Genomic DNA, 26,684 nt, shown 5'->3' with positions numbered 1-26,684 from the left:
AGCCCCTGCGGATCAACGCGTGGGAATCAAGGGGGGCTTGGTGGCACGGAGACGGTCTGTTCGTGAGCGCGCCGTGGAGGGGTGGGCACAGTCGGAGAGCATCGTGACCAGGGTGTTGCTCCTCTCCATCTTCGGCCTCGGGCTGGTCGCCCAGTTCGTGCAGCCGGTCGGTGACGCACTGGAGGGCAAGGCGTATCTCGGTGGTGCTGTTCTGAGCCTGATGGGTTATGTGCTGTACAGCGAGGTGCAGAGGCTGAACGCCGCGCTGCGTCCCGCCGTCAGGGAGACGGTGCTGACGCGTGACCTCCGCCAGCATTTCGACGAGGCGCTGCGGTTGCGCGAAGCTCGCATAGATGCCATCGGATTCACGGGCGAGACCGTCGTCTACCAGGTCAGCAGGAGTCTGGAGGACCTCCACGACGGCGCGCGGCCGCGTGTGACGATGCGCATTCTCGTGCCGGACTTCACCAAGCCGATGGAAATACCCGGCATGCTCAACGGCGAGGGGAAGGCGGAGGACGACGAGGTGTTCCGGGCGGAGCTGCTCGCGAAGGTGCGCGAGTACGAACGCAATATGACGGCCCTGGCCAGACGGCTGGATATTGACCGCAAAGCGGAACTCGACCCGCAGTTCCGCGTCCTGCACATCTCCCCTTTTCTGAGGTTCTGCCTGATCAATGATGAGCAGCTGTTCGACGGAATCTACGACAAGGTGGAGAAGCGTCCCGCGAATGAGTCACCGGACCGACAAGTGCTCGATCTCATGGGCTACCACACGTCTTTGACGCGCTGGCACATCGATGCGGGGGCCGCCGCCAGGGAGAAGTGCACGCAGCGCAAGGAGCTCTTCGAGACGCTCTGGGGCGTAGCGCGTCCCCTCACGCCGTCCGCCTCCTGAACAGTGCGCTCGACGCCGCCGTCGAAGCGGTCAGGATTCCGGTGCACCAGGCCAGGGCGATCCAAGGCGTCGCGCCCACCGGCTGGTTGAGGAGTAGGCCTCGTAGGGATTCGATCACCTGTGTCACCGGTTGGTGGTCGGCGAAGGGCTGGAGCCAGTTGGGCATGGTGGAGGTGGGGACGAAGGCGCTGCTCGGGTAGGGGAGGAAGCTCACGAAGAAGGTGAAGCCGCCTGCCGCTTCGGGAGATTTGGCCAGGAGGCCCACCGCTGCCGAGAGCCAGGACAAGGCCAGGATGAAGGCCAGGAGGATGGCGGTCGCCGCGAGCCAGCCGGGCAGGGTCGCCGTCGGGCGGAAGCCGATCGCGAAGGCCAGGGCCAGGACCAGGGACGTGGCGAGCAGATTGCGGGCCACCGAGGCGAAGACGTGGCCCGCCAGGATCTGGGTGCCGCCGATGTCCAAGGAACGGAAGCGGTCGATGATGCCGCCCTTCAAGTCCTCCGTCACCGCGATCGCCGTGTTCGACGAGCCGAAGCCGGCGCAGAGGAGGAGGACTCCGGGGACCACGTACGTGACGTAGGACCGGGTGTCCGTCCTGATCGCGCCGCCGAAGAAGTACACGAAGATCAGCAGGAGCATCACCGGGAGCGCCATCGAGGTGATCAGGGCATCCACGTTGCGGCGGCTGATGCGGATCGCCCGGCCGGTCATGATCAGGGCTTCAGACATGGGTCAGTCCCTTCGGCGGGTGGCTGGAGGACGGGCTGGTCGCCGGGCTGCCTGGCGAGCTGTGTGGCGAGCTGTTCGACGGGGTGGTGAGCGTCAGGAAGACGTCGTCCAGCGTTGCCGCGTGGAGCTTGAAGGTCGCGACATCCGTGCGGGCCGGGTCCAGGTCGTCCAGCAGCGCTCGTACGGCTCCTGCCGTGCCGTCCGTCGCGAAGCCGAGCGTCAGGGTTTCGGGGGAGTGGTGCGTGGCCCGATCGGTGAGGCGCAGGTAGGCGTCCTGGGTGGTGAGCGTCGCGTCCAGGCGGTGGCCCGGCAGGAGGGACTTGAGGTCCGCGGGGGAGCCCTCTGCTGCGATCGCGCCCTCGTGCAACACGGCTACGCGGTCCGCGAGTTGGTCCGCTTCCTCCAGGTACTGGGTCGTCAGGAAGACCGTCGTGCCCTGTGCCGTGAGCTCGCGCACCACCTCCCACATCCCCTGACGGCTCCGCGGGTCGAGTCCCGTCGTCGGCTCGTCCAGAAAGATGACCTCGGGGTCGCCCACCAGTCCCGCCGCCAGGTCGACGCGGCGGCGCATGCCTCCCGAGTACGTGCGGACCAGGCGGTCGGCCGCTTCCGTGAGGTCGAAGCGGGCCAGTAGTTCGGCGGCTCGTGCGCGGGCCGCGGGGCGGGGCAGGCCCGCGAGCCTCGCCATCATGCGGAGGTTCTCCGCGCCGGTCTGCGTCTCGTCGACCGCCGCGAACTGGCCGGTGAGGCTGATCGCGCGGCGGACCTCGCGTCGCCCCGTACGGATGTCGTGGCCCGCGACCCGCGCCGTGCCCGCGTCGGGTGCGGTGAGCGTGGTGAGGATGCGGACGGCGGTCGTCTTGCCGGCGCCGTTCGGGCCGAGGAGGGCGAAGACGGTGCCGGGTGGGACGTGGAGGTCGATGCCGCGGAGTACGGGGAGGGTGCGGTCGCCGCCGGTTCCGGCTCCGGCTCCTGTGCGCGTTCGGTAGCTCTTGGTGAGGGCTGTGGCCTCGATGGCTGGGGGTGGCATGGGTTTCTCCTTCTACTGCGTAACCCTTACGCATTACTGAGTAAGGGTTACGCAGAACTACGATGTGCGTCAAGCACGGCAGCTCAGGAGGAGGCGGAGGCGGTCATGACGGTGGACGGTGCAAGCGCCGGCGAGGAGGGCTCGGGGCTTTCCGTGACCCTCGAAACCGCCTGGGGGCTGCGCGAGCGGCCGTCGAAAGGGCCCAAGCCCGGCCTGAGTCTTGACCGCATCGTCGACGCGGGGATCGCCATCGCGGCCTCGGAGGGGATCGGCGCGGTCACCATGGGGCGGGTCTCCAAGACGCTCGGCGTCTCGCCGATGTCCCTCTACCGGTACGTCTCCGCCAGGGACGAGTTGTACGTCCTCATGCAGGACGCGGCGACCGGGGCTCCGCCCGAGATGCCCGCCGGGATCACGGGGTGGCGGGCGCGCCTGGAGTGGTGGGCGCGGGCGCAGCGCGATGTCTTCCGGCGCAACCTGTGGCTCCTGCGCATCCCCATCACGTCACCGCCCGCGTCGCCCCACTCCCTGGAGTGGATGGAGCAGGGGCTCGCGGCGCTCGACGGCAGCGGGCTCGAGGAGGGCGGGAAGCTGTCCGTCCTGATGCTGGTGGGCGGCTTCGTGCGGAACGAGGTCACGCTCATGGCCGATCTGGACGCGGCCATGAGGGCGGGGGGCCGGGAGCCCGACGAGGTGATGCGGCGTTACGCACGCACCATCGACGCCCTGACCTCGACCGCCCCCGAACGCTTCCCTGCCCTGCGACGAACGCTCGCGTCGGGGGTACTCGACGTGGCGGACGAGGAGGACACGGAGTTCGAGTTCGGGCTGGGGCGGGTGCTGGATGGGGTGGCGGTGTTGGTGGGGGAGTAGGGGGAGCGGGGGGCTCTTGAGGGGCGGGTGGCCGCGGGGTTCCCCCGTCACTGCGGGGTAATCGGGCGGGTGGGCGGGAGAGGCTTGTTCGGGGCGGCACCCGTGCCAGGACGGGTTACTCGGGGCCCGCGTACTGGGCGAGGCCCCTCCGTAGCTGGCCGAAGGCATCCCTCGCCGCAGCTACCGCCTCCGGCCGCAAGGCCCCCGCGTCGGCGCCCGCGTCGATCCGGCGCCAGTTCTCCAGGGCCAGGATGCGTTGCACGGCGATGATCTGGCCCGCGGCCAACCGCGCGGGCAGGGTGTCGCCGGCCCGCGGGCCTGCCGTCGCCTCGCTCAGTGCCTCGCCCAGCGCCCTCTCCGACCGCTCCTGATACGCGTACAGCCGTGCGACCAGCGACGGCGTGCCGTACAGCAGTCGGTGGAAGGCGAGTACGTGGACGTTGTCGCACAGGCCGGTCACCGGGTCCTGGCGCTCCAGGCCGTCGAGGAAGTGCCGCTCCAGCGCGTCCAGTGGGGAGTGCCCGGCGGGGCGCCCCGCCACCACCCTCGCCGCCTCGTCCACGTGGTCGGCGAACCGGTGGAGTACGAGGTCCTCCTTGGCCGGGAAGTACCGGAACAGGGTCGGCTTCGAGATGTCCGCGGCCTCCGCCACCTCCGCCACCGGCACCTTCTCGAAGCCCTTCTCCAGGAAGAGCGCGATCGCCACGTCGGAGACCGCCTGGTACATCCGCTGCCGCTTGCGCTCGCGCAGCCCGGGGCCGCCGCCCTCGGAATCGGCGGTGGTGCCCGCGGCCGCAGCCGCTGCTTCTTCTTCCGTCATGGCGGGAGTTTAGCGCAGTTATGAGTCTTAGTAAGAAATGTTACTCGGTTACATTATTCTTGGGCGCATGCGACCTCCCGACACGTCTTCGCGACCTCCCGGCACCTCTCCGCGGCCCTCCGACACGTCTTCGTCGTCACTCCACGACGCCCTCGCCCACGAACGTCGCTACCACGACACCTGCCGCACCGCCCTCACCGGCATGGTCGACGGCGCCGAGGAGCAGGTCGTCAGTGGAGCCGACGTCTCCGCGTCCGGCGCCGACGCCGAAGTCCTCGGTTACCAGTTCCGCAGCCACGCCAAAGCGATGCGCGAACTCCCCGAAGCCCCCCTCTTCTTCGGCCGTCTCGACTTCGCCGCCGAGGGGCCCGACGCCGCCGAAGCCGGTGATCACCGCGGGCAGAGCTACCACATCGGCCGCCTCCGCATCACCGAGCACCCCTCCGCCCCGCCCCTCGTCGTCGACTGGCGCGCCCCCGTCTCCCGCGCCTTCTACCAGGCGGGGACCCGTGACCCCCAAGGCGTCGCCGTCCGGCGCCGCTTCGGCTGGGCCCCCGGCAGCAAGGGCGACTCCGCCGACCTCACGGGACTCGAGGACGAGCCACTGGCCGGTACCGCGGCCGACACCCCGCCCGCGCAGGGCAGCCGCATCCTCGCCGGTGAGATCGAGCGGCCCCGCGTCGGCCCGATGCGTGACATCGCCGCCACCATCCAGCCCGAGCAGGACGACCTCGTGCGCGGTGAACTCGCCTCGTCCGTCTGCGTCCAGGGCGCGCCCGGCACCGGCAAGACCGCAGTCGGCCTGCACCGCGCCGCGTACCTCCTCTACACCCACCCCCAGCGCGTGCAGCGCGCGGGACTCCTCATCCTCGGCCCCAACCGCACCTTCCTGCGCTACATCGCCGAGGTGCTCCCCTCCCTCGGTGAGACAGGCGTGCGCCAGTCCACCGTCGCGGACGAGATCGCCAGGCCCACGGCCCCGGTGCGGGCCCGGGACGGTGAGGCCGCCGCGAGCGTCAAGCACGACGCCCGGATGGCCGCCGTCCTGCGCCGCGCGCTCTACTCGCGTGTCACCCCGCCCGCCAACTCCCTGGCTGTGCGCGACGGTTCGTACACCTGGCGGGTCACGCTCGACGAGTTGGAGCGGATCATCTCGGACGTGCGCGCCGAGGAACCCCCCTACGCCGTCGGCCGCGAGCGCGTGCGCACCCGCGCCGTCCGGCGCATCCAGGAGCAGGCCGAGCGCCGCGCGGGCGCCGTGCACAGCGCCTGGCTGCAGAAGATCTCCCGTGCCCGCTCCGTCTCGGCCTTCGTCGACGAGGCCTGGCCCAGGGTCAGGCCCGAGGAGGTGCTCGCCGCCCTGCTCGCGGACCCGGCCGCGCTCGCCGCCGCCGCGGACGGCATCCTCGACGCCGACGAGCAGCGGGCGATCCGCTGGGCCAAGCCCCCGCGCTCGTACAAGTCGGCGAAGTGGTCCGCCGCCGATCTGGTGCTGCTCGACGAGATCGGCGGACTGCTCGAACGGCCCGACGGTTACGGCCACATCGTCGTCGACGAGGCCCAGGACCTCTCCCCGATGGAGGCCCGCGTGATCGCCCGCCGCGCCGGTTTCGGCTCGCTCACCGTCCTCGGCGACCTCGCCCAGGGCACCACCCCGTGGGCCGCCCGCGGCTGGCCCGAACTCCTCGCCCACCTCGGCAAACCCGACGCCTCGGTCACGCCTCTGACCGTCGGTTTCCGCGTACCGAAGGCGGTCGTGGGCCTCGCCAACCGCGTCCTCGCCACGCTCGGCGTCGACGTACCGCCCGCTCGATCGCTGCGTACGGACGGTGAGTTGAGGATTCGTGAGGTACGGGATGTGGGCGCCGCCGTCGTCGAGTCGGTGCGTGCCGCGCTGGCCCGCGAGGGCTCGGTCGGCGTCATCGCCGCCGACGCCGATGTCCCACGCCTGCGCGCCGCCCTCACCGAGGCCGGCGTCGAGAGCGCGGGCCCCGACGACCTGGGCGCACGCGTGACGGTACTGCCCGCGTCCGTGGCGAAGGGCCTTGAGTACGACCATGTCGTGGCCGTCGAGCCCGCCGCCATCGCGGAGGCGGAACAACGCGGGCCCAGCCGCCTGTACGTGGTCCTGACCAGGGCGGTCTCCCGGCTCGACGTGCTGCACAGCAGGCCGCTGCCCTGGGAGGCGTGAGGCGCCCCCGGGCCCGTCGGCGGCAGTACATGCTGTTGCGGTTATATAGCCCTGGAGTTATGTTCGGAGTATGCCCATACCGTTCGACGTACTCGCCGAGCCGAGCCGCCGCAAGATCCTCGATCTGCTGCTCGAACGCCCCCACCTGGTCGGTGAGCTCACCGAGCGGCTCGGCCTGAGCCAGCCCGGCACGTCCAAGCATCTGCGGGTCCTGCGCGACGCGGGCCTGGTGCGGGTGCGGCAGGACGCGCAGCGGCGCTGGTACGAGCTGCGGCCCGAGCCCCTCGCCGAGCTCGACGCCTGGCTCGCGCACTACCGGCATCTCTGGACGGACCGGCTCGACGCACTCGAACGGCACCTCGACGTCATGGACGGCGGTGGGGTGGGTCCCGATGAAACCTGACGAGCATGGACGGTGACTCCTCATGAACCCGCACTCCGACACCCTCACCCCCGCCGACGACGACGGCGACGGCGGCGGCCGGAACGTCCTGCGGATGGAGCGCCGCCTCGCGCACCCGCCCGCCACCGTCTGGGCCGCGATCACCCGGCCCGAGCACCTCGCCCAGTGGTTCCCCTCCGAGGTGACGCTGGAGCTGCGCCCCGGCGGTGCGATGGGCTTCCACTTCCCCGGTGACGAGGGCCCCGGCATGACCGGCGAGGTCACCGACGCCGACGAGCCCCGCCTCTTCGCCTTCAGCTGGGGCGATGACCACCTGCGCTGGGAGATCACGCCGGAGGGCCCCGACGGCCGTGGCTCGCTCCTCACCCTCGTCCACACCTTCGGCGACCGTTTCGGCGCCCCGAGCTTCGCCGCGGGCTGGCAGCTGTGCATCTCGGCGCTCGGTCAGTTCCTCGACGGCGGGCAGGCCGAGGTGAGCCGGGACGTGGGCGAGCTGCACGAGGCGTATCTGGAGCAGTTCGACCTCGGCCATGGGCAGGTCACCGGCGACGGCATCCGTTTCGAGCGGCAGTTGGTGCGGTCCGCCGACGCGGTGTGGGCCGAACTCTGCGCGGACGAGATCCCGTTGGAGGGCGACACGGCCCCGGACGGGTTCCTGGCCGACGGCGTCTCCGCGGGCCCGGTCACCGCGCTGCGGGCACCGGAGTTCCTCACGTACGCCGTGCATCCCAAGGGTGAGGTGCGCTGGGAGTTCGGTGAGGGCACGGGGTACGGCACCCGGCTCGTCCTCACGCAGACCGGACCGTTCGACAGCGGGACGGCTACGGATGAGGCGCTCGCTGCCTGGCACGCCCGCATCGAGCGTCTTGCGGGACGGCTTCTGGAGGGCCGGGGAGCCGAGGACTGAGACGCTCAGTCGTCCAGCACCGCCTCCATCACCGCCTTCGCGATCGGCGCACCGAGCTTGCCGCCGGCGATCTCCGAGCGCGGGATGTTCATGTCCTTCGGGTCGACGAAGACGGCGACCGCGACCGGCGACGAGCCGTCCTCGTTCTTGGCGTAGGAGACGAACCAGGCGTACGGCCGCTCGTCGTTGACGTTCGAGCCGTGCTGGGCGGTGCCGGTCTTGCCGCCGACCGTGACACCGTCGATCTGCGCCTTGTTCGCCGTGCCCTCCTCGACGGTGTGCTCCATCATCTCCTGCACCTTGCCCGCGGTGTCCTCGGAGACGGCCTGGTTCAGTTCCTGCGGCTTGCCCTTCTCGATCGTGGAGAGGTCGGGGCCGCGCAGCTCCTCGACCATGTACGGCTTCATCACCTTGCCGTCGTTGGCGAGGCCCGCCGCGACCATCGCCATCTGCAGCGGCGTACTGGTCAGGCTGCCCTGGCCCATGCCGGTCAGGGCGGTCTGCGGCTTGTCGAGGCCGTCGGGGTAGCTGCTCGCGGAGGCGCGCACGGGGATGAACTGCTGCTTGTTGAAGCCGAACTTCTCGGCCGTCTCGCGCATGTCGTCGTCACCGACCTTGAGCGCGGTGTCGAGGAAGACGTTGTTGCACGACCACTGCATGCCGACCTTCAGGGAGGCCTTGTCGCAGGGGGCGCCGGGCACGTCGTTGCCGATCGTGGTGGAGCTGAGCGGCAGCTTGTAGGGGGCCTTGGCGTCGGTGCGCTCGTCGATGTCGTCGATCACGCCGTGGTCCAGGGCCGCGGCGGCGGTGAGGATCTTGAAGGTGGATCCGGGCGGATAGATCTCGCGGAGCGCACGGTTGGAGAGCGGCTTGTCCTTGTTCTTGCCGAGCCGCGAGAACTCCTTGCCCTCCTTCTGCGAGATCCCGGCGAAGACGGAGGGGTCGTACGAGGGGGTGCTCGCCAGTGCGAGCACCTTCCCGGAGCGCGGGTCGAGCGCGACGACCGCGCCCCGGGCGTCGAGGTCCACCAGGCCTTGGTAGGCGGCCTTCTGGGCCTTGGGGTCGATGGTCGTGATGACGTCGCCGCCCTGGCGCTTCTCGCCGGTCAGCATGTCCAGGGTGCGGCGGATGAAGAGGCGGTCGTCGTCGCCGCTGAGCACGTCGTTCTCGACGCCCTCCAGGAAGGTCGCACCCTGGGCCTGCGAGAAGTAGCCGGTGACCGGCGCGTACATGGGGCCTTCCTTGAAGACCCGCTGGTACTTGAAGTCGGTGCCGCTGACTTCCTTCGAGCCGGTGATCGGCTTGCCGCCGACGATGATGTCGCCGCGGGGGTGCGAGAAGGCCTCGATCTGGACCCGCCGGTTCTTCTCGTCCTTCGCCAGCGACTCGCCCTGGGCGAACTGCACCCACGTGGCGCGCAGGAGCAGGGCGAGCGTGAGCACCCCGCAGAAGACGGCTATGTGGCGCAGCGGCTTGTTCATCCGGTCCCCCCAAGACCTGTGACACCAGGGCGCGATGAAGCTTCGACACGCTTCGACACACCAGGACGTGGCGAAGCTTCATCATGCGGCAGAGTGCACGCTTCTCCGCCTCTTTGTTGCCGAACGGTCACACTCCGGCCGAGGGGCGTAGGTCCAGCGGCCCATGGAAGGAACCCCGGGCGCGCCTCTACTTCTTGCCCGGCTGGTTGATCCGCAGCATGTTGCCCGCCGGGTCGCGGAAGGCGCAGTCGCGGACGCCGTACGGCTGGTCCATCGGCTCCTGGAGAACCTCGCCCCCGGCGGCGCGGACCCGCTCGAACGTGGCGTCGACGTCGTCGGTCCGGAAGATGACGCCGCGCAGCAGGCCCTTGGCCATCAGCTCGGCCACGGCCTGCCGGTCGGCGTCGGTGGCGTTCGGGTCGGCGAGCGGCGGCTCGATGACGATCTCGACGTCCGGCTGCGAAGGCGAGCCGAGCGTCACCCAGCGCATCCCCTCGAAGCCGACGTCATTGCGCACTTCGAGGCCGAGCGCGTCGCGGTAGAAGGCGAGCGCCTTGTCGTGGTCGTCGACGGCGATGAAGCACTGCGCGAGTTTGATGTCCATGCGTACGACGCTACGGACCGGCGTCGGGTTTCGCTTCTCCGTTCCTGACCGGCCTGGTGCGGATCTTGGCGATGCAGGCGGGGATGCCGGCGCTCTCACTGTGGTCGCGGGCCCGGTACGCGCTCGGGCTCTCGCCGACCAGCTCGGTGAACCGTGAGCTGAAGGAGCCGAGCGACGTACAGCCGACCTCCATGCAGACCTCCGTCACCGACAGGTCCCCGCGCCGCAGCAGCGCCTTGGCCCGCTCGATGCGGCGGGTCATGAGATAGCTGTACGGCGTCTCGCCGTAGGCGGCGCGGAAGCTGCGCGAGAAGTGCCCCGGCGACATGAGGGCGGCTCTGGCCAGCGCCGGGACGTCCAGGGGCTCCGCGTAGTCGCGGTCCATGCGGTCGCGGGCCTGGCGCAGCCGGACGAGGTCGGAGAGAGAGGCGGGCACCTGGGGAACGTTACCGACCGCCGGTGAGCGCGGCGCGGGGGTCAGGCCGCGGGGCAGAGCTCGGCGGGGGCCACGGCCGCGTGCACGGGGTGCACGGGCCGGGCGGTGCGAGCGGGGTGGGCGGTGCGGGCGGTGGCCGTGGTGGTGGCCTGCGAGCGGGTGCGGGTGAAGACGACCAGGCGCAGCACGGCGAACCGTGCGACACCGGCCAGCGCGGAGGCCGACAGGTAGACGACCTGTTCGAGCACCGCACCGGGTGACGCCACCAGCTGCTGAAGGAGCAGCATCGCCAGGCAGGTCACCGCGTACGCGGCTGCCGCTGACCCGGCCGACTGCGCGTGCTGCCGTCCGGTCGCCCGGCCGCCGGCGCCGAAGGTGAAGCGGGCGTGCAACTCGGTGGCCAGGAGCGTGGAGACCACCGTGATCAGGGCGTTGGCCAGGGCCCAGGGGAGCCAGGAGGCCAGGGCCGCCACGGCGAAGCTGGAGGCGACTCCGACCCCGCCGCCACAGAGCACGAAGCGGGCGAAGGCGGTGAAGGCGCCGGGTGCCGTCGACTGCCGATTCTCTGCTGTCGCCATGATCCGACCCCTCCCTGGTTGCTGCGGCTCCTTGCGATGGCACCATCGTGGCACACGAGTGGCGCCATGTCGAGTCATTATTGACATCACGACGGCGCAAGGGGTCTGGCCTGCGTAAAGCGTGGGGAGGGGTGGGGGTGGGCGCGAGGCCGCGCACTCGCGGGATGCGGTTTGGCGTCGCTGGTGCCATGTGTGGCACCAAGCGGCGTCAGTCCAAGTCACACCCCGATCGAGTGGCGTGGCGCACTTTTGCAAGCAGACGCTTGCAATAGTTAGCAAGGTGCGTGCAGTATCGACGCATGGCATCACTCAACGTCGGCAATCTCGGTGAATACCTGCGTGAGCAGCGGCGCAACGCGCAGCTCTCGCTCAGGCAGCTCGCCGACGCCGCCGGAGTGTCCAATCCGTATCTGAGCCAGATCGAGCGCGGCCTGCGCAAGCCGAGCGCCGACGTGCTGCAACAGGTGGCCAAGGCGCTGCGGATCTCCGCCGAGACGCTCTATGTCCGGGCCGGGATCCTCGACGAGAAGGAGCGGGACGAGCTGGAGACGCGCGCCGTCATCCTCGCCGACCCCTCCATCAACGAGCGGCAGAAGCAGGTCCTGTTGCAGATCTACGAGTCGTTCAGAAAAGAGAACGGCTTCGAGGTCTCGGAGTACGCGGACGACGTGGACGTCGCGGACATCGCGGATGACCCGCACGTCGCGCATGACGCGGATGCCGCCCCCAAGGACGACCCCTCAAGCTGACCGAGCTGTACGAGCTCACCGACCTGTACGACGAGCTGACGCGAACCCGGGAGGACCATCGCCATGGCCATCAAGGACGACCTGCGCAACACCCTCACCGACACCACCCCCGCCTACTTCGTCGTCGGCACCGCCGACCTCGCGTTCCAGCAGGCGAAGAAGGTGCCGGGCGCCATCGAGCAGCTGATCGCCGAGGCGCCGGCCCGTATCGACGCCGTGCGCAACACCGACACCAAGGCCGTCCAGGACAAGGCCGTCGCCCGCGCCAAGGAGGCCCAGGTGACCCTGCAGACTCGGGTCACCGAGCTGCTCGGCTCGCTCGACACCGACCTGAAGAAGCTGGGCGAGAGCGCGCAGGGCCTCGCCCTCAGCTCGGTCGGCGTGGCCGCCGAGTACGCCGTCAAGGCGCGCGAGAAGTACGAAGAGGTCGCCGAGCACGGCGAGCAGGCCGTGCGCACCTGGCGCGGCGAGGCCGCCGATGAGATCACCGAGCTGGCCGTGGCTGTCGAGCCGGACGCCCCCGAGAAGCCGGCCTCCGCCGAGTCGGGCACCTCGGCCTCCACCGAGCCGCAGGCCGCTGCCGCCCCGGCGAAGAAGCCGGCCGCCAAGAAGGCCCCGGCCGCCCGTAAGCCGGTGGCGAAGAAGACCACGCCGCCCGCCAAGTAGGCGCGCGGCAGGCGGTTGTCATGTGAAGGGCCGGGCACTCTCGAAGTGCCCGGCCCGTTCACCGGGTAGCGGGTACGGTGTCCGCGTACTCAAGAGCTTTGTATGGCTTCAAGAGCCGAGACTGGTGGTGGACGTAGTGCTGATGCAGGGGTTCGCGAACTTCATGTGGCTGCTGTCGTTGGCGCTGATCGTCTTCAGCGGCTTCGCGCTCGTCGACGCGGCCATCCGGCGTGAGGACGCCTATCGCGCGGCGGACAAGAAGACCAAGCCGTTCTGGCTGATCATCCTCGGGCTCGCCTTCATCGTGAACCTGATCTTCAACATCCTGTCGTTCCTGCCGATCATCGGCCTCATCGCGACCATCGTCTACATGGTCGACGTGCGGCCCGCGGTGCGGCAGATCACCGGCGGAGGCGGCGGCGGACGCCGCGGCTCCAGCAGCGACGGTCCGTACGGGCCGTACAACGGCGGCCGATAGTCCCCCGAGGCCGGCGCTAGCGGTCCAGGTCGCGGTCGAGCAGCAGCACGGCCACGTCGTCGGTCAGATCCCCGCCGTTCAGCTCGCGCACCTCGTTCACCGCGGCCTCCAGGAGCTCGTCGCCCCGCAGGCCCGCGGCGATCTGGCGGCGCAGCATCTCCACCATGCCGTCCTGGCCGAGGCGCTGGTTGCCCTGGCCGATGCGCCCCTCGATCAGGCCGTCCGTGTAGAGCATCAGGCTCCACTTGCCGCCGAGCTCCACCTGGCGGCGCGGCCAGCGGGCGTTCGGCAGGAGTCCGAGCGCGGGGCCGTTGTTCTCGTACGGCAGGAGCTCGGCGAGGTGGCCGTCGCGCGCGATCAGCGGCGACGGGTGGCCCGCGAGGCAGAGCCCGGCGCGGCGGCCGTCGGGGGCGATGTCGACCGTGCAGAGCGTCGCGAAGATCTCGTCGTCGGCGCGCTCGTGCTCCAGGACCTTCTGCAGCGTGCTGAGCAGCTCGTCGCCGCACAGGCCCGCGAAGGTCAGCGTCCGCCAGGCGATGCGCAGCTCGACGCCGAGCGCCGCCTCGTCGGGGCCGTGGCCGCAGACGTCGCCGATCATGACGTGCACGGAGCCGTCGGGGGTGCGCACCGTGTCGTAGAAGTCGCCGCCGAGCAGTGCTCGGGAACGTCCGGGGCGGTAGCGCGCGGCGAACCGCAGCGGTGAGCCGTCCAGGAGCGGCGTCGGCAGCAGGCCGCGCTCCAGACGGGCGTTCTCCTGGGCCCGCAGGCGCGACTCCGTCAGCTGGCGCTGGGCGGCGTCCGCGCGCTTGCGCTCCACGGCGTACCGGATGGCGCGGCTCAGGAGCCGCCCGTCCAGCTCGTCACGGAAGAGATAGTCCTGGGCGCCGACCCGCACGGCCTCCGCGCCGCCCTCGGTGTCGCCGCTCGCGGTGAGCGCGAGGACGGCGTGCCGGGGCGCGAGGCGCAGGACGTGCTTGAGCGTGGCGAGCTCGTCCTCCTCCTCTTCCGGGGTGGCGGCCGGGACGGCCAGGGCCAGGTCGAGCAGGATGCAGTGCACGTCGTCGGTGAGCAGCCGCTCGGCCTCGGTGAGGTTGCGGGCGGTGCGGACCCTGATGGGCTTGCCGGCGGAGTCGAGCATCTGGGGGACGCTCAGGGAGCCCACCGGGTCGTCCTCGATCACCAGGAGGCTGAGGCCGGGGCCGCTCGCCTGCTGGTCGGTGTCCCTGGGCGCCGGTACGGGGTCCAGCGCTTCCAGGGGTACGGGTATGGGTTCGGGCGCCCGCACGGGAGCGGGCGTCGGCGTCGGCAGAGTGTGAGCCTGACCGCCTTCCGCGGCCGGGATCGCCCTCTGCCGCGGTATGGGTACGGGCATGGCTTCGGTTTCCTTCCCTCCCCCCGAGGGCATGGTGGATCGACGGTCGAACGCTCCACCGACAGGGGACCATAGCGTTAGCCGAGGCCCGATTGGAATGGCGCGCGAAAAACAGCCACCGTCATATGCCGCAACAAGGACCGCAATTGGGCACTACGGCCTCCGGCAGGGATGACGAACATCACGCCCGGAGGGTTGAGAGGCGGGCCGAGGGTGCGGTGGGTCACATGACGTACGGCACAGAGCGGGCGCCGGGCCCCAAACGGCTGCTTCGGGAGGCTGAAACCCCTACTTGTCGGGCCCTGAAGCTTCTACTTGCCGGGCCCTGAAGCCCCTACTTGTCCGGCCGCACGACCCCGAGGATCTTCATCGATCCCGCGCCCGCGACGGTGACATCGCGCCCCGGCCGCGGGGCGTGCACGATCGCTCCGTCGCCCACGTACATCCCGACGTGGCTGGCGTCCGCGTGGTAAATGATCAGGTCGCCGGGGCGCATGTTCTTGATGTCGATGCGCGGCAGTTGCTTCCACTGCTCCTGTGACGTGCGCGGAATGCCCTTGCCCGCGGCGGCCCATGCCTTGGACGTGAGTCCTGAGCAGTCGTACGAGGACGGGCCCTCGGCGCCCCAGACGTACGGCTTGCCGATCTGCGCGGTGGCGAACTCGATGGCCTTCTTGCCGGATCCGCTCGCCTTGCCCTTGATGTCCTCCAGGACACCCGAACTCACCCACGCCGACTGCTTCTTGAGCTGGGCCTCCTCCTCGAGCTTCCGGAGCCGCTGGAGCTCCTTCTTCTCGAGCTTGGACTCCATCTCCTCGGCGGTCTCGATCTTCTTCTTGATCTTCTTCTTCGACTCGGCCTTCGCCTTGCGGTTGGCTTCCAGCTTCTTCCACTGGGCGGTGGCGTCCTTGGCGTAGATCCGCAGGTCTTCCTGCGTCCGCTCCATCTCCGTCATCATGCCCTTGGTGGCCTTGTGGCCCTCCCGCATCCGCCCGGCTCCGTCGAGGAACTCCTGGGGGTCGTCGCTCAGCATCAACCGGGCCTCGGAGGACACCCCGCCGCTGCGGTACTGGGCGCGGGCGGCGGCGCCCGCGCGGGACTTGAGCTTGTCCAGCTTCTGCTGGCCCTCGGTGATGGACCGGGCGAGCTTCACGATCTGCTTGGACTGCTTCTCGCTCTTCTCCTCCGCCGCGTTGTACGCGTCCGTGGCGACGCCCGCGTCGTGGTAGAGCTTCTCGATCTCCTTGCGCAGGTCCTCAAGGGACTTGGTCTTGCCGGGCGTTGGCTTCGCCGGACTCGCGTGGGCCGCGCCCGGTGCGCCGAGCACCGCTGCCGCGCAGATCAGCGCCAGGCCGGCCACAGTCGAACTCCGCTTGCCGGTCACGTCCGCCTCCCCAGAGCTGATTTACCGTCAGTAACTTACGGGTGCCCCGGGGATGGTGCCACGCCGACGCGCAATGCGACAGGGCACAGCGACAACTCCGATCCCCACCCGCCCCATGTGACGAACGGCACGCGTAGATCGTTCCCTTCGCGGCGCGCCGCACGCGGAGTTCACCCGGCGCCGCCTCGCGAATTCACCCGTAGGCACCCCGCGCGTTCACCCCTGACGCGGCGCCAACGCTCCCCACGGAACTGTCACTTCACCCTGCCGCCATCGCGCGGCGCGGTCCGCCACCGGCCAGTCCGCCGCCAGGTCCCGCACCGCCCGCATCCACCGCTGCCGCGCGCCGTACGAGGCGTAGGGCGCGGCGGCGGCCCAGGCGCGGTCGAAGTCGCGCAGGAACGCGTGCACCGGCTCGCCCGGTACGTTCCGGTGGATCAGCACCTTGGGCAGGCGCTCGGCGAGGTCGGACGGCCGGTCCAGCGAACCGAGGCGGGTCGCGAAGGTCACCGTGCGCGGCCCTTCGGGTCCGAGCGCGACCCAGACGTGCCGCCGCCCGATCTCGTCGCACGTCCCCTCCACGAGCAGCCCGCCGGGCGCGAGCCGCCCGCACAGCCGTTCCCACACGGCGGCGACCTGTTCCTCGTCGTACTGCCGGAGCACGTTCGCGGCCCGGATCAGCGTGGGGCTGCCCGGCAGCGGGATCTCGAAGCCGCCGTGCCGGAAGGACAGCCCCTCCCTCTCGTACGGCTTCGCGGCCGCGACCCGCGCCGGATCGATCTCGACGCCGACCACGCGCGCGTGCGGGGCGGCGGTTCTCAGCCGCAGGAGCAGCTCGACGGCGGTCCAGGGCGCGGCCCCGTAGCCGAGGTCGACGGCGAGGGGGTCGGGGGAGCGGCGCAGCTCGGCGCCGTGCGTGGCGGCGATCCAGCGGTCCATGCGGCGCAGGCGGTTGGGGTTGGTGGTCCCGCGCGTCACCGTTCCCACGGGGCGGGAAGGGGTGCGGGAGGCCATGGGGGAAAGGGTATGCGCCCTGGTGGCGGGGTACGCGCCCGAGCCGGGTGCACTCACCGTGTGCTCACCGGTTGAGCCTTGGCCGGTAATGATTTGGCAAACAGGAAATGGAGCGGCCCCTTCCGATGTTCTCCCTCTGGAGGACCGTGCACGCCCTCCCTCAAGCCATGCCCGCGCGCGCACAAGGAGGACCGCCACGTGAGCCAGTACGTGACCAGGCTCGGCCGTCGCTCGCCGGCAGCGCCCAGCAGGCTCCGGATCCCCGGCACCCACCGGCGCCCCCGCCGGGTGGCCATGCTCAGCGTGCACACGTCCCCGCTGCACCAGCCGGGCACGGGCGACGCGGGCGGCATGAACGTCTACATCGTGGAGCTGGCCAAGCGCCTCGCCGCCATCAACATCGAGGTCGAGATCTTCACGCGCTCGACGACGGGCGCGCTGCCGCCCTCCGTCGAACTGGCACCCGGCGTCCTCGTGCGCCACGTCGACGCGGGTCCCTATGAAGGCCTGGCGAAGGAGGAGCTGCCCGCCCAGCTCTGTGCCTTCACGCACGGCGTGATGCAGGCGTGGGCGGGCCACCGTCCTGGCCATTACGACCTGGTGCACTCCCACTACTGGCTCAGCGGCCATGTCGGCTGGCTCGCCGCCGAACGCTGGGGCGTGCCGCTGGTGCACGCCATGCACACGATGGCCAAGGTCAAGAACGCGGCGCTCGCGGCGGGCGACACCCCCGAGCCGGCGGCGCGCGTGATCGGCGAGACGCAGATCGTGCGGGCGGCCGACCGGCTGATCGCCAACACCTCCGAAGAGGCCGACGAGCTCGTACGGCACTACGAGGCCGAGGCCGGCAAGGTCGCCGTCGTCCACCCCGGCGTGAACCTCGACCGCTTCCGGCCCGCCGACGGCCGCGCGGCGGCCCGCCACCGCCTCGGCCTTCCGCAGGACGCGCTCGTCCCGCTCTTCGCGGGCCGCATCCAGCCCCTGAAGGCGCCGGACGTTCTGCTCCGCGCGGTGGCCGTCCTCCTCGACCAGCGCCCCGAGCTCCGTTCGAACATCGTCGTCCCCGTGGTGGGCGGCCCGAGCGGCAGCGGTCTCGCGAAGCCCGAGGGGCTGCAGAAGCTGGCGGCTCGTCTTGGCATCGCCGACGTGGTCCGTTTCCAGCCGCCGGTGGACCAGGAGCAGCTCGCGGACTGGTTCAGGGCGGCCTCGGTCCTGGTGATGCCGTCGTACAGCGAGTCGTTCGGGCTCGTGGCCATCGAGGCCCAGGCGGCGGGCACTCCGGTCCTCGCGGCGTCGGTGGGCGGTCTGCCGGTCGCCGTACGCGACGGGGTCACGGGTTTCCTGATGGACGGCCACGAACCGGCCCACTACGCGCGCGTGCTGCGCGATTTCGCCGAGACCCCGCACCTCGCGGACCGGATGGGCGAGGCTGCCGCGCTGCACGCGGAGTCCTTCGGCTGGGACACGGCCGCTTCGGCCACGGCGGACGTGTACACGGCAGCCGTGCATGAGCACAGGCGTCGCGTACGCTCGCATCATGGCTGATGAGGCGGGCGCGGCGGAGATCATCGAGGGGACGCTGACCGAGGCGGACCTGCAGTGGGAGAGCCCGGAGCCGGGCTCGTACGTGGTGACGCTCCCCGGCACGCGCAAGTTGTCGACGACCCTCTCCGTGAAGCTCGGCAAGCACGCGCTGTCGCTGACGGCGTTCGTGATCAGGCATCCCGAGGAGAACCACGAGGCGGTGCACCGCTGGCTCCTGGAGCGCAACCTCCGCCTGTACGGCGTGAGTTACGCGATCGACTCCCTCGGCGACATCTATCTCACCGGAAAGCTCCCGCTCTCGGCGGTCACCCCCGACGAGCTCGACCGCCTGCTCGGCTCGGTCCTGGAGAACGCGGACGGCTCCTTCAACACGCTCCTGGAGCTGGGATTCGCGTCGGCGATCCGCAAGGAGTACGCGTGGCGGGTGTCGCGGGGCGAGTCCACGCGCAACCTGGACGCGTTCACTCACCTGACCCAGCCGCAGGGCTGAAGCGGGCTGACACGGGCTGGCACCGGAGAGCCAAGAGGCTTAGCGCGACTCCTTCCCCGTAGGGGGCACCCATGGCATGCTCGCGCCCATCGCAGACGTGAATGGCGTTCACATCCATGGAAGGTGGCGGCGGGCATGGGCAGGGAACACCCCAGCAGACGTGGCGTACTCGGCGGCGCGATGGCCGTGGCGGCGGTCACCGCGAGCGGCGGATCGGCACAGGCACACGCGGGAGCAGGCGAAACCCCCCTTCTCTGGCGGGAGTTCAAGGCAGCCCCGTACACGCACCCCCAGATCCCCTACGTAGCCCGCGCGGGCGCCCACTGTGGCACCGGCCGCCTCCCTCGCCCCAAGGTGGTCGCGAACGTAAGGGACTACGGAGCGAGGCCGGACGGCACGCAGGACGCGGCCCCGGCGATCAACCGCGCCCTGGCGGACGCGGGAGCGAGGGGCGGGGGCACGGTCGTCATCCCGCCCGGCGACTACCGCATCGACGACATCATCCGCATCGCCCACGACAACGTGGTGCTCCGCGGGGCGGGCAGCGCCCGCACCACCCTCCACGCGACGAAGAACCTCACGGAACTGATCGGCCCGTACGGCTCACGGTACGGCGGCGACAAGTCCAGCTGGTCCTGGGCGGGCGGCCTCATCTGGCTCTGCCCGCAGGCCCGTTGGCAGTCGCTGACGACGGCCATCAGGGCGAAGGAGTGGCCCTTCGAGGGCTGGACGGGCAACAAGCGCGACGCATGGCAGACGCTCACGACCACGGCCCCCGCGCGCCGTGGCGACCGCACCCTGAGGGTTACGGACCCCTCCCGCCTCCACAAGGGCGACCTGGTGCTCCTACGCCTCGCGGACGACGCGGACCACACGCTCCTGGAGCACATGGCGGGCGGGGGCGATGGCCCGAAGGCGTACACCTGGGACGACAAGACGAAGCTCACGTCGTACGTCCCCTATGAGTGGCCGGTACGGATCACTTCGGTAAAGAAGAGCACGGTCACCCTGGAGCGCCCGCTTCCGTTGGACGTACGCGAGGAGTGGGACCCGCGCCTGACGACGCACGTAACGGCACTCACGGGCGCGGGAGTCGAAGCACTGACCCTCGAAGCAGTCGAGAAGCCCCAGTCCCCGCACCTCCTGGACAAGGGCTACAACGGGGTCACGTTCCAGTGCGCGTACGACTGCTGGGCGGACGACATCGTGGTCCGGCACGTGGACAACGGCTTCGGCCTGGTCAGCGCATCGGCCTGCACCCTGCGCCGCACACGTGTCACCGGCAGGGGCGCGCACCACCCGTACTTCTGCCGGGAGGGCTCGCACGACAACCTGACCGAGGACTTCCGCATAGACCGGCGCACGACCCCGGCACCCTCGGACACTCAGCTCCACGGCATCAACGTGGAGGGCCTGTCCTCCTACAACGTCTGGTCCCGGGGCGAGATGGAGATGGGCACGTTCGACAGCCACAGGGGCATGCCCTTCGCGAACGTCCGCACGGACATCACGGTCGACAACAACGGCCGCCACGGAGGAGACGCCAGCGCTGGCCCCCTCTTCGGAGCCCGCTTCACCCACTGGAACATCCGCGTCACCAACGAGCGCGCGGGCCTGATGAAGATCGACGGCCTGGCCCCGTACAGCGCCACGGTGGGCATCAACGAAGTCCGCGAGTTCGACCAGATCGACGTACCGGACTTCCCCGGAGCCCTGCACGCACGCCTGGAGCTCTACGGCACGACGAACGCGGTACGCCCACGGAACCTGTACGAGGCGCAGCGGGACCTGTAGTCCGCACCGCCCTGGCAAGCTCGCCGATTCGGCCCCGGATGGGCGCTTTGCCGCCAACCCCGCCCAACTGAGTGCCCCCGGCACGCGGTTGGGGCTACACAGGAGAACTGGAACGTTCTTGCCTGATGGGGAGGGCCGGCCAAGTGGTGATGACGATCGACCTCGCGGTTCTGCTGGCTGTTGTCATCATCGTGCTGCTGCGCAGGCGCGTGGCGCCGCGGACCAAGTTCGACACGGGGATGACCATGGCCGTCGTGTTGGTGTTCGGCGTCCTGATCGCCCCGACCGCCTTCGGCCAGTGGATCCTGGACGCGGTGCGCGAGCTGGCCCAGGGGATCTCGGACACGGGCAGCCCGTGACCGGGCCCCCGGCCCGCGCCACACGCGCGGGCCGAGGGCGTGGTCGTCGTCCCTGCCTACTTCTTCTTGCCCTGGTTCTTGACCGCCTCGATGGCCGCCTTCGCCGCGTCGGGGTCGAGGTATGTGCCCCCGGCCTTCAGCGGCTTGAACTCGGCGTCCAGTTCGTACGACAGCGGGATGCCCGTCGGGATGTTCAGGCCCGCGATGTCCTCGTCCGAGATGCCGTCCAGGTGCTTGACCAGGGCGCGCAGCGAGTTGCCGTGGGCCGCGACCAGGACCGTCCTGCCGGTCAGGAGGTCGGGGACGATGCCGTCGAACCAGTACGGGAGCATCCGGACCACGACGTCCTTGAGGCACTCCGTCTGCGGGCGCAGCTCCGGCGGGAGCGTCGCGTATCGCGGGTCCTCGAACTGCGAGTACTCCGCGTCGCGGTCGAGCGCCGGCGGCGGGGTGTCGTACGAGCGGCGCCAGAGCATGAACTGCTCCTCGCCGAACTCGGCGAGCGTCTGCGCCTTGTCCTTGCCCTGCAGCGCGCCGTAGTGACGCTCGTTCAGGCGCCAGCTGCGGTGGACCGGGATCCAGTGGCGGTCGGCCGCTTCGAGGGACAGCTGCGCGGTGCGGATCGCGCGCTTCTGGAGCGACGTGTGGACCACGTCGGGGAGCAGGCCGGCGTCCTTGAGCAGCTCACCGCCGCGGACCGCCTCCTTCTCGCCCTTCTCGTTGAGATTGACGTCCACCCAGCCGGTGAACAGGTTCTTCGCGTTCCACTCGCTCTCGCCGTGGCGGAGGAGGATCAGCTTGTACGGTGCGTCGGCCATGCCCCTGAGCGTAATCGAACCGCCGGGTGCCCCGCGCGTCCGCCCGCGGCCCGGACGGGGCGGCCGTGGGGGCGGCGTCAGTTGACGGGTTCTGCTAATCCACTGGCTCTTCCGGCCCCGCGCGACGTAATGTTCGATCGTCGATAGAGACGCTTACACGTCGACGCTCCGACCCATCGGCGCTACGGCGCTACGGCGCTACGACACTCGTACCTCGGCGCGCTCGGGCGTCGGCACTCACCTGCCCGTCAGATCCTGTGGGGGACCCCTATGCCACTCGCCGCCCTGAGACGCGCCGCCAAGGAGTCCGTCTCCGGTCTTCCCCGCGAGTTCTGGTGGCTGTGGATCAGCACCCTCGTCAACCGCCTCGGCGCCTTCGTCGCCACCTTCATGGCGCTCTATCTGACCCTCGACCGCGGCTACTCCGCGACGTACGCCGGTCTCGTCGCCGCCCTGCACGGACTCGGCGGAGTCGTCTCCTCGCTCGGCGCGGGCGTGATGACCGACCGGCTCGGGCGGCGGCCCACCCTCCTCATCGCCCAGGCGTCCACCGCGCTCTCCGTAGCCCTCCTCGGCTTCATGAAGGACCCCCTGGCCATCGCGGCCGTCGCCTTCCTCGTCGGCATGGCGAGCAACGCCTCCCGGCCCGCCGTCCAGGCGATGATGGCCGACATCGTCCGTCCCGAGGACCGGGTGCGGGCCTTCTCGCTCAACTACTGGGCCATCAACCTCGGGTTCGCGATCTCGTCCGCGGGCGCGGGCTTCATCGCCGAGTTCAGCTACCTCGCCGGGTTCCTCATCGAAGCCGTGATGACCATGGTCTGCGCCGTCGTCGTCTTCATGAAGCTGCCGGAGTCGCGGCCGGTGCGGTCCGCTCTGGAGAAGGAGTCGGAGCCGGAGGTCGGGCTGGGGACCGTCCTGCGTGACGGGCGCTTCATGGGCGTGGTCGGGCTCTCGTTCCTCATCGCGCTGATCTTCATGCAGGGCTCGGTGGGGCTGCCGGTCGCCATGGGGGAGGCCGGGTTCACACCCGCCGACTACGGAGTGGCCATCGCCGTCAACGGCGTACTGATCGTCGCCCTCCAGATCCCCGTCACCCGGTTCATCGAACACCGCGACCCGCAGCGGCTCCTCGTCATCTCCGCGCTGCTCGCCGGCTACGGCTTCGGGCTCACCGCCTTCGCCGGGTCCATCGGCGTCTTCGCCCTGACCGTGTGCGTCTGGACCCTCGCCGAGATCGTCAACGCCCCCACCCAGACCGGCCTCGTCGTACGCCTCTCGCCGACCCACGGCAGGGGCCGCTACCAGGGCATGTACACCCTGTCGTGGGCCGTGGCCTCGCTCGTCGCCCCGCTGATGTCCGGCTTCGTCATCGACCGCTTCGGGGCCCCGTGGCTCTGGGCCACCTGCGCGGTCATCGGCACGGTCGCCGCCATCGGCTACTGGTCGCTGATGCGGGGGCTGCCCGCCGAGGGGGAGACGGTGGAAACGGTCGTCGTGCCGGCGGCTCCGCCGTCCGGCGAGGCCGCCGATCTTCCCGCCCGCGCATAGGGGCCGCGCCACTGCCCGCCCGTCAACACCCGCGCGCGTGTGCGCCGTTGCTGCGCCCCTCCCAGTGGGCATGGAATGGGCATCAGGCAGTACGCCTTCGAGGAGGAGACCCATGGCCGAGTCCCCCATGACCGAAACCGCCCCCGAGCAGTCGGCGAAGACGCCCGGCCTGCCCGAGCTCGTGCTCCTTGGCTCCTGCGGCTGCGGCTCGGGCTGCGGCTGCGGCTGCCAGTCGGGCGGACCGTGCCAGTGCGGCGGCTGCTGCGGCTGAGCCACCGCCCCCACCCAGCACAAAAGGGTGTGCCCCGCACGAATAGCGGGGCACACCCTCATGCAGCGGGTCCGGTGCGAGGGCCAGGCCCCCTCCACCGGCGGAGCCCGGTCCGGTGCGAAGGTCAGGCCCCCTCCACCGGTGCCCCCGTCACCTTTCCTCGTGCGCCCCTCGCACTGCTCGGCGCCGGGGCGCCTCCCAGGCTTCGGAGCGCTGTGCCGGACTCCGTCCGGCGGTGTGAGTTCGGGGGGGGTCCGGTGCGAGGGCCAGGCCCCCCTCCACCGGCGGAGCCCGGCCGGTGCGAAGGTCAGGCCCCCTCCACCGGTGCCCCCGTCTGCTGCATCTCGTCCGCGTGTTCGCCCGTCACCAAGTAGACGACCCTCTTCGCCACCGATACCGCGTGGTCCGCGAAGCGCTCGTAGTAGCGGCCCAGGAGCGTCACGTCCACGGCCGTTTCGATGCCGTGCTTCCAGCGGTCGTCCATCAGGTGCTGGAAGAGGGTCCGGTGCAGCAGGTCCATCTCGTCGTCGTCCTGCTCCAGCTGGAGCGCCAGGTCGACGTCCTTCGTGATGATGACCTCCGCCGCCTTGGCCATGAGGCGCTGCGCCAGCTGACCCATCTCCAGGATCGTCGCGTGCAGATCCTGCGGAACGGCCGACGCGGGGAAGCGCAGGCGGGTCAGCTTGCCGACGTGCTGGGCGAGGTCACCCGCGCGCTCCAGGTCGGCGCTCATCCGCAGCGAGGTGACGACGATGCGCAGATCCGTGGCGACCGGCTGCTGCCGCGCGAGGAGGGCTATCGCGCGCGCCTCCAGCTCGTGCTGCAGATCGTCGACCTTCTGGTCGGCGGCGATCACGCTCTCCGCCATCTTCAGGTCGGCGTCGAGCATGGCCGTGGTGGCGCGCCCGATCGCGGACCCGACAAGGCGGGCCATCTCGACCAGGCCTTCGCCGATCGAGTCAAGTTCCTCGTGGTACGCGTCCCGCATGTGGATGTCCCTCTCTAGTACGTCCCGGGGGGTGACCCCCACGCTCCCACGGTGCGGCTCGGACGCGTCCGTTTCCGGCACCCTGAATGAACCGCCCCTGTCACCGAGGTGAACTGTGGGCGACGGGCAGCGCCACGCCCGGAACCGCACCGGTGCGGACCGGAGTAACCCGTTCGGCCGAAGTGAACCATCACCGTCCCCTCGGTGAACTCTGGGCGACGAGTGTTCGAGCGGGCCCCCGTATGGCTGTGGCCCGTGCGTAAAGGGCGCATAACCTGGAGGCATGGACGTGAACGCGGCGGTCGCCGCAGCGGCAGCGATCGCCGGGGTGTGCACCGGTGTCATCGCCATGCTGGCGTTCCGCTGGAGCGAGCGCGACCTGAAACGCCCCACCCGGACCTCCCTGCACACCGACCCCGTACTGCCGCCGGGCGTCGACACCGTACTTTCCGTGCTCCGCTCGTCCGCCGTCGTCCTCGACGAGGCGGACAGCGTCGTCAAGGCGAGCTCGGCCGCGTACGCCCTCGGGCTCGTCCGCGGCGGCAAGCTCGCCGTGGAGCCCATGCTCCAGATGGCACGCGACACCCGACGTGACGGCGAGATACGCCAGGTCGAGCTGGACCTGCCACGCCGCGGCACCGGCCGGGGCGAGGCCCTCGCCGTCTCCGCACGCGTGGCCCCCCTCGGCTCCCGCCTGGTCCTGCTCCTCGTGGAGGACCTCACCGAGGCCCGCCGTATCGAGGCCGTACGACGCGACTTCGTCGCGAACGTGAGCCATGAGCTCAAGACCCCGGTAGGGGCACTCTCCCTGCTCTCCGAGGCCGTCATGGACGCCTCGGACGAGCCCGAGGCAGTCGAACGCTTCGCGGGCCGCATGCAGATCGAGGCGACCCGCCTGACCAGCCTCGTCCAGGAACTCATCGACCTCTCCCGGGTCCAGAACGACGACCCCTTGGAGGACGCCGAACCCGTCCGTGTCGATGAACTGGTGGCGGAGGCGATCGACCGCAGCCGTCACCAGGCCTCCCACAAGCAGATCACCATGGCCGCGGGCGGCACCGCCGACCTGCAGATATGGGGCAACCGCGGCCAGCTGGCCGCGGCTCTCGGCAACCTCGTCGAGAACGCCGTGAACTACTCGCCCGCCCGCACCCGCGTGGGCATAGCGGCCCGCCGGGTCAGCGCGCCGGGCGGAGACCTCATCGAGGTGGCCGTCACCGACCAGGGGATCGGCATCTCGGACAAGGACAAGGAGCGCATCTTCGAGCGCTTCTACCGAGTGGACCCGGCCCGCTCCCGGGCCACCGGCGGCACCGGCCTCGGCCTCGCCATCGTCAAACACGTGGCCGCCTCGCACGGCGGGGAGGTCACCGTGTGGAGCTCCGAGGGACAGGGCTCCACCTTCACGCTGCGGCTGCCCGAAGCAGCCGCGAACCGCGACCGCGGATCCGGTCACGGCGGAGACGGCAGCGAAGCCGGCACCGCACGGCCCGAAGAGACCACTTCGTACGAACCCATTCCTGCCCCGGAGGTCCTTCCGTGACCCGAGTGCTCGTCGTAGAGGACGAGGAGTCCTTCTCCGACGCCCTGTCCTACATGCTTCGCAAAGAGGGCTTCGAGGTCGCCATCGCGGCCACCGGCCCGGACGGTCTCGACGAGTTCGAGCGCAACGGCGCCGACCTCGTCCTGCTCGACCTGATGCTGCCGGGCCTGCCCGGCACGGAGGTCTGCCGCCAGCTGCGCGGCCGCTCCAACGTCCCGGTGATCATGGTCACCGCCAAGGACAGCGAGATCGACAAGGTGGTCGGACTCGAAATAGGAGCCGACGACTACGTGACGAAGCCCTTCTCGTCCCGTGAGCTCGTGGCCCGCATCCGCGCGGTCCTGCGCCGCCGCGGCGAGCCCGAGGAGGTCGCGCCGCAGGCCCTGGAGGCGGGCCCGGTCCGTATGGACGTGGACCGTCACGTCGTCACGGTCTCCGGCTCCAAGGTCGACCTGCCCCTCAAGGAGTTCGACCTCCTGGAGATGCTCCTGCGCAACGCGGGCCGCGTCCTGACCCGCATGCAGCTCATCGACCGCGTCTGGGGCGCGGACTACGTGGGTGACACCAAGACCCTCGACGTCCACGTCAAGCGCCTGCGCGCCAAGATCGAGCCCGACCCCGGCGCACCGCGCTACCTGGTCACGGTGCGCGGCCTCGGCTACAAGTTCGAGCCGTAGACGGCTCCTCGGTAGAAGCCACGTGAAAGGGGCGGGA

The 26,684-nt window shown here is 70.4% G+C and carries 28 protein-coding genes; 16 read left to right on the top strand and 12 right to left on the bottom strand.

Annotated elements, in window-relative coordinates; translation table 11 throughout:
* The first annotated feature begins 112 nt into the window (after positions 1-112).
* Entirely contained in the window at positions 113-898 is a 786-nt protein-coding gene (locus ACIBCK_RS15970; RefSeq protein WP_399390545.1) for a hypothetical protein, read from the top strand.
* On the opposite strand, the gene ACIBCK_RS15965 is transcribed toward ACIBCK_RS15970, so the two are convergent.
* Complete coding sequence (locus tag ACIBCK_RS15965) at positions 879-1,625, bottom strand: ABC transporter permease (RefSeq protein WP_399390544.1); 747 nt, start codon at positions 1,623-1,625, stop codon at positions 879-881. The two genes, ACIBCK_RS15970 and ACIBCK_RS15965, sit on opposite strands and share 20 nt — an antisense overlap.
* Complete coding sequence (locus ACIBCK_RS15960; protein WP_399390543.1) at positions 1,618-2,655, bottom strand: ABC transporter ATP-binding protein; 1,038 nt, start codon at positions 2,653-2,655, stop codon at positions 1,618-1,620. Before ACIBCK_RS15960 ends, ACIBCK_RS15965 begins: the two co-directional genes overlap by 8 nt.
* Positions 2,656-2,760: 105 nt before the next feature.
* Between ACIBCK_RS15960 and ACIBCK_RS15955 the strand changes: the two genes are divergently transcribed.
* Entirely contained in the window at positions 2,761-3,528 is a 768-nt protein-coding gene (locus ACIBCK_RS15955; protein WP_399390541.1) for a TetR/AcrR family transcriptional regulator, read from the top strand.
* A 115-nt stretch (positions 3,529-3,643) separates the two neighbouring features.
* Here the strand turns inward: ACIBCK_RS15955 and ACIBCK_RS15950 are convergent, their stop codons facing one another.
* Positions 3,644-4,348: a TetR/AcrR family transcriptional regulator gene (locus ACIBCK_RS15950; protein WP_399390539.1), complete on the bottom strand. Its 705-nt coding sequence runs from the start codon at positions 4,346-4,348 to the stop codon at positions 3,644-3,646.
* 67 nt (positions 4,349-4,415) lie between these two features.
* Between ACIBCK_RS15950 and ACIBCK_RS15945 the strand changes: the two genes are divergently transcribed.
* From ACIBCK_RS15945 to ACIBCK_RS15935, 3 genes are all read left to right on the top strand, one after another.
* Positions 4,416-6,539, top strand: coding sequence for a HelD family protein (locus ACIBCK_RS15945; protein ID WP_399390537.1), 2,124 nt, complete (start codon positions 4,416-4,418; stop codon positions 6,537-6,539).
* Between the two features lie 70 nt (positions 6,540-6,609).
* Positions 6,610-6,942, top strand: coding sequence for an ArsR/SmtB family transcription factor (locus tag ACIBCK_RS15940; protein ID WP_399390536.1), 333 nt, complete (start codon positions 6,610-6,612; stop codon positions 6,940-6,942).
* Between the two features lie 22 nt (positions 6,943-6,964).
* Positions 6,965-7,849 (top strand): SRPBCC family protein, encoded by an 885-nt coding sequence (locus ACIBCK_RS15935; RefSeq protein ID WP_399390534.1) that lies wholly within the window; start codon positions 6,965-6,967, stop codon positions 7,847-7,849.
* Between the two features lie 5 nt (positions 7,850-7,854).
* Here the strand turns inward: ACIBCK_RS15935 and ACIBCK_RS15930 are convergent, their stop codons facing one another.
* From ACIBCK_RS15930 to ACIBCK_RS15915, 4 genes are all read right to left on the bottom strand, one after another.
* Complete coding sequence (locus ACIBCK_RS15930) at positions 7,855-9,330, bottom strand: peptidoglycan D,D-transpeptidase FtsI family protein (RefSeq protein ID WP_399390533.1); 1,476 nt, start codon at positions 9,328-9,330, stop codon at positions 7,855-7,857.
* Between the two features lie 187 nt (positions 9,331-9,517).
* On the bottom strand, positions 9,518-9,934 hold the full coding sequence (locus ACIBCK_RS15925; protein ID WP_399390531.1) for a VOC family protein: 417 nt from the start codon (positions 9,932-9,934) through the stop codon (positions 9,518-9,520).
* Between the two features lie 10 nt (positions 9,935-9,944).
* Positions 9,945-10,319: a helix-turn-helix transcriptional regulator gene (locus tag ACIBCK_RS15920; protein WP_367049101.1), complete on the bottom strand. Its 375-nt coding sequence runs from the start codon at positions 10,317-10,319 to the stop codon at positions 9,945-9,947.
* A 92-nt stretch (positions 10,320-10,411) separates the two neighbouring features.
* Entirely contained in the window at positions 10,412-10,948 is a 537-nt protein-coding gene (locus tag ACIBCK_RS15915; protein ID WP_399390529.1) for a hypothetical protein, read from the bottom strand.
* Between the two features lie 299 nt (positions 10,949-11,247).
* On the opposite strand from ACIBCK_RS15915, the gene ACIBCK_RS15910 reads away from it, so the two are divergent.
* From ACIBCK_RS15910 to ACIBCK_RS15900, 3 genes are all read left to right on the top strand, one after another.
* A complete protein-coding gene (locus ACIBCK_RS15910; protein ID WP_399390527.1) occupies positions 11,248-11,697 on the top strand; it encodes a helix-turn-helix domain-containing protein in 450 nt (149 codons plus the stop codon).
* Positions 11,698-11,760: 63 nt separating this feature from the next.
* The gene (locus tag ACIBCK_RS15905; protein WP_399390525.1) at positions 11,761-12,363 is read left to right on the top strand and encodes a hypothetical protein; all 603 of its coding nucleotides are present in this window, start codon (positions 11,761-11,763) and stop codon (positions 12,361-12,363) included.
* Positions 12,364-12,487: 124 nt separating this feature from the next.
* Positions 12,488-12,841 carry a DUF2516 family protein gene (locus tag ACIBCK_RS15900; RefSeq protein ID WP_367043374.1) on the top strand — a complete coding sequence of 118 codons (354 nt, stop codon included), beginning with the start codon at positions 12,488-12,490 and terminating at the stop codon, positions 12,839-12,841.
* Between the two features lie 16 nt (positions 12,842-12,857).
* Here the strand turns inward: ACIBCK_RS15900 and ACIBCK_RS15895 are convergent, their stop codons facing one another.
* The 3 genes from ACIBCK_RS15895 to ACIBCK_RS15885 all read right to left on the bottom strand — a co-directional run bounded on the left by ACIBCK_RS15895 (position 12,858) and on the right by ACIBCK_RS15885 (position 16,611).
* On the bottom strand, positions 12,858-14,246 hold the full coding sequence (locus ACIBCK_RS15895; protein WP_399390523.1) for a SpoIIE family protein phosphatase: 1,389 nt from the start codon (positions 14,244-14,246) through the stop codon (positions 12,858-12,860).
* A gap of 301 nt (positions 14,247-14,547) precedes the next feature.
* Positions 14,548-15,597, bottom strand: a complete 1,050-nt coding sequence (locus ACIBCK_RS15890; protein ID WP_399390521.1) for an NlpC/P60 family protein — start codon at positions 15,595-15,597, stop codon at positions 14,548-14,550.
* Positions 15,598-15,813: 216 nt separating this feature from the next.
* On the bottom strand, positions 15,814-16,611 hold the full coding sequence (locus ACIBCK_RS15885) for a class I SAM-dependent methyltransferase (RefSeq protein ID WP_399390519.1): 798 nt from the start codon (positions 16,609-16,611) through the stop codon (positions 15,814-15,816).
* A 198-nt stretch (positions 16,612-16,809) separates the two neighbouring features.
* Between ACIBCK_RS15885 and mshA the strand changes: the two genes are divergently transcribed.
* The 4 genes from mshA (at position 16,810) to ACIBCK_RS15865 (ending at position 20,799) form a co-directional block, all read left to right on the top strand.
* A complete protein-coding gene (gene mshA / locus ACIBCK_RS15880; RefSeq protein WP_399390517.1) occupies positions 16,810-18,156 on the top strand; it encodes a D-inositol-3-phosphate glycosyltransferase in 1,347 nt (448 codons plus the stop codon).
* Entirely contained in the window at positions 18,149-18,646 is a 498-nt protein-coding gene (locus ACIBCK_RS15875) for a YbjN domain-containing protein (protein WP_399390515.1), read from the top strand. Before mshA ends, ACIBCK_RS15875 begins: the two co-directional genes overlap by 8 nt.
* 135 nt (positions 18,647-18,781) lie before the next feature.
* Positions 18,782-20,440, top strand: coding sequence for a glycoside hydrolase family 55 protein (locus ACIBCK_RS15870; protein WP_399390513.1), 1,659 nt, complete (start codon positions 18,782-18,784; stop codon positions 20,438-20,440).
* A 149-nt stretch (positions 20,441-20,589) separates the two neighbouring features.
* The gene (locus ACIBCK_RS15865; protein ID WP_399390709.1) at positions 20,590-20,799 is read left to right on the top strand and encodes a hypothetical protein; all 210 of its coding nucleotides are present in this window, start codon (positions 20,590-20,592) and stop codon (positions 20,797-20,799) included.
* A 56-nt stretch (positions 20,800-20,855) separates the two neighbouring features.
* On the opposite strand, the gene ACIBCK_RS15860 is transcribed toward ACIBCK_RS15865, so the two are convergent.
* A complete protein-coding gene (locus ACIBCK_RS15860; RefSeq protein ID WP_399390512.1) occupies positions 20,856-21,617 on the bottom strand; it encodes a phosphoglyceromutase in 762 nt (253 codons plus the stop codon).
* A gap of 270 nt (positions 21,618-21,887) precedes the next feature.
* On the opposite strand from ACIBCK_RS15860, the gene ACIBCK_RS15855 reads away from it, so the two are divergent.
* On the top strand, positions 21,888-23,168 hold the full coding sequence (locus tag ACIBCK_RS15855) for an MDR family MFS transporter (protein WP_399390510.1): 1,281 nt from the start codon (positions 21,888-21,890) through the stop codon (positions 23,166-23,168).
* Between the two features lie 112 nt (positions 23,169-23,280).
* A complete protein-coding gene (locus ACIBCK_RS15850) occupies positions 23,281-23,439 on the top strand; it encodes a hypothetical protein (protein WP_363312846.1) in 159 nt (52 codons plus the stop codon).
* A 307-nt stretch (positions 23,440-23,746) separates the two neighbouring features.
* Here the strand turns inward: ACIBCK_RS15850 and phoU are convergent, their stop codons facing one another.
* On the bottom strand, positions 23,747-24,427 hold the full coding sequence (phoU, locus tag ACIBCK_RS15845) for a phosphate signaling complex protein PhoU (RefSeq protein ID WP_399390707.1): 681 nt from the start codon (positions 24,425-24,427) through the stop codon (positions 23,747-23,749).
* A gap of 283 nt (positions 24,428-24,710) precedes the next feature.
* Between phoU and ACIBCK_RS15840 the strand changes: the two genes are divergently transcribed.
* Entirely contained in the window at positions 24,711-25,970 is a 1,260-nt protein-coding gene (locus ACIBCK_RS15840; RefSeq protein ID WP_399390508.1) for a sensor histidine kinase, read from the top strand.
* Entirely contained in the window at positions 25,967-26,647 is a 681-nt protein-coding gene (locus ACIBCK_RS15835; RefSeq protein WP_018527980.1) for a response regulator transcription factor, read from the top strand. The genes ACIBCK_RS15840 and ACIBCK_RS15835 overlap by 4 nt, the downstream gene beginning before the upstream one ends.
* Positions 26,648-26,684: the final 37 nt, after the last annotated feature.

The sequence above is a fragment of the Streptomyces sp. NPDC051218 genome, from assembly GCF_044455475.1.
Lineage (GTDB): Bacteria > Actinomycetota > Actinomycetes > Streptomycetales > Streptomycetaceae > Streptomyces.
This window is presented reverse-complemented; position numbering and strand designations above follow the sequence as displayed.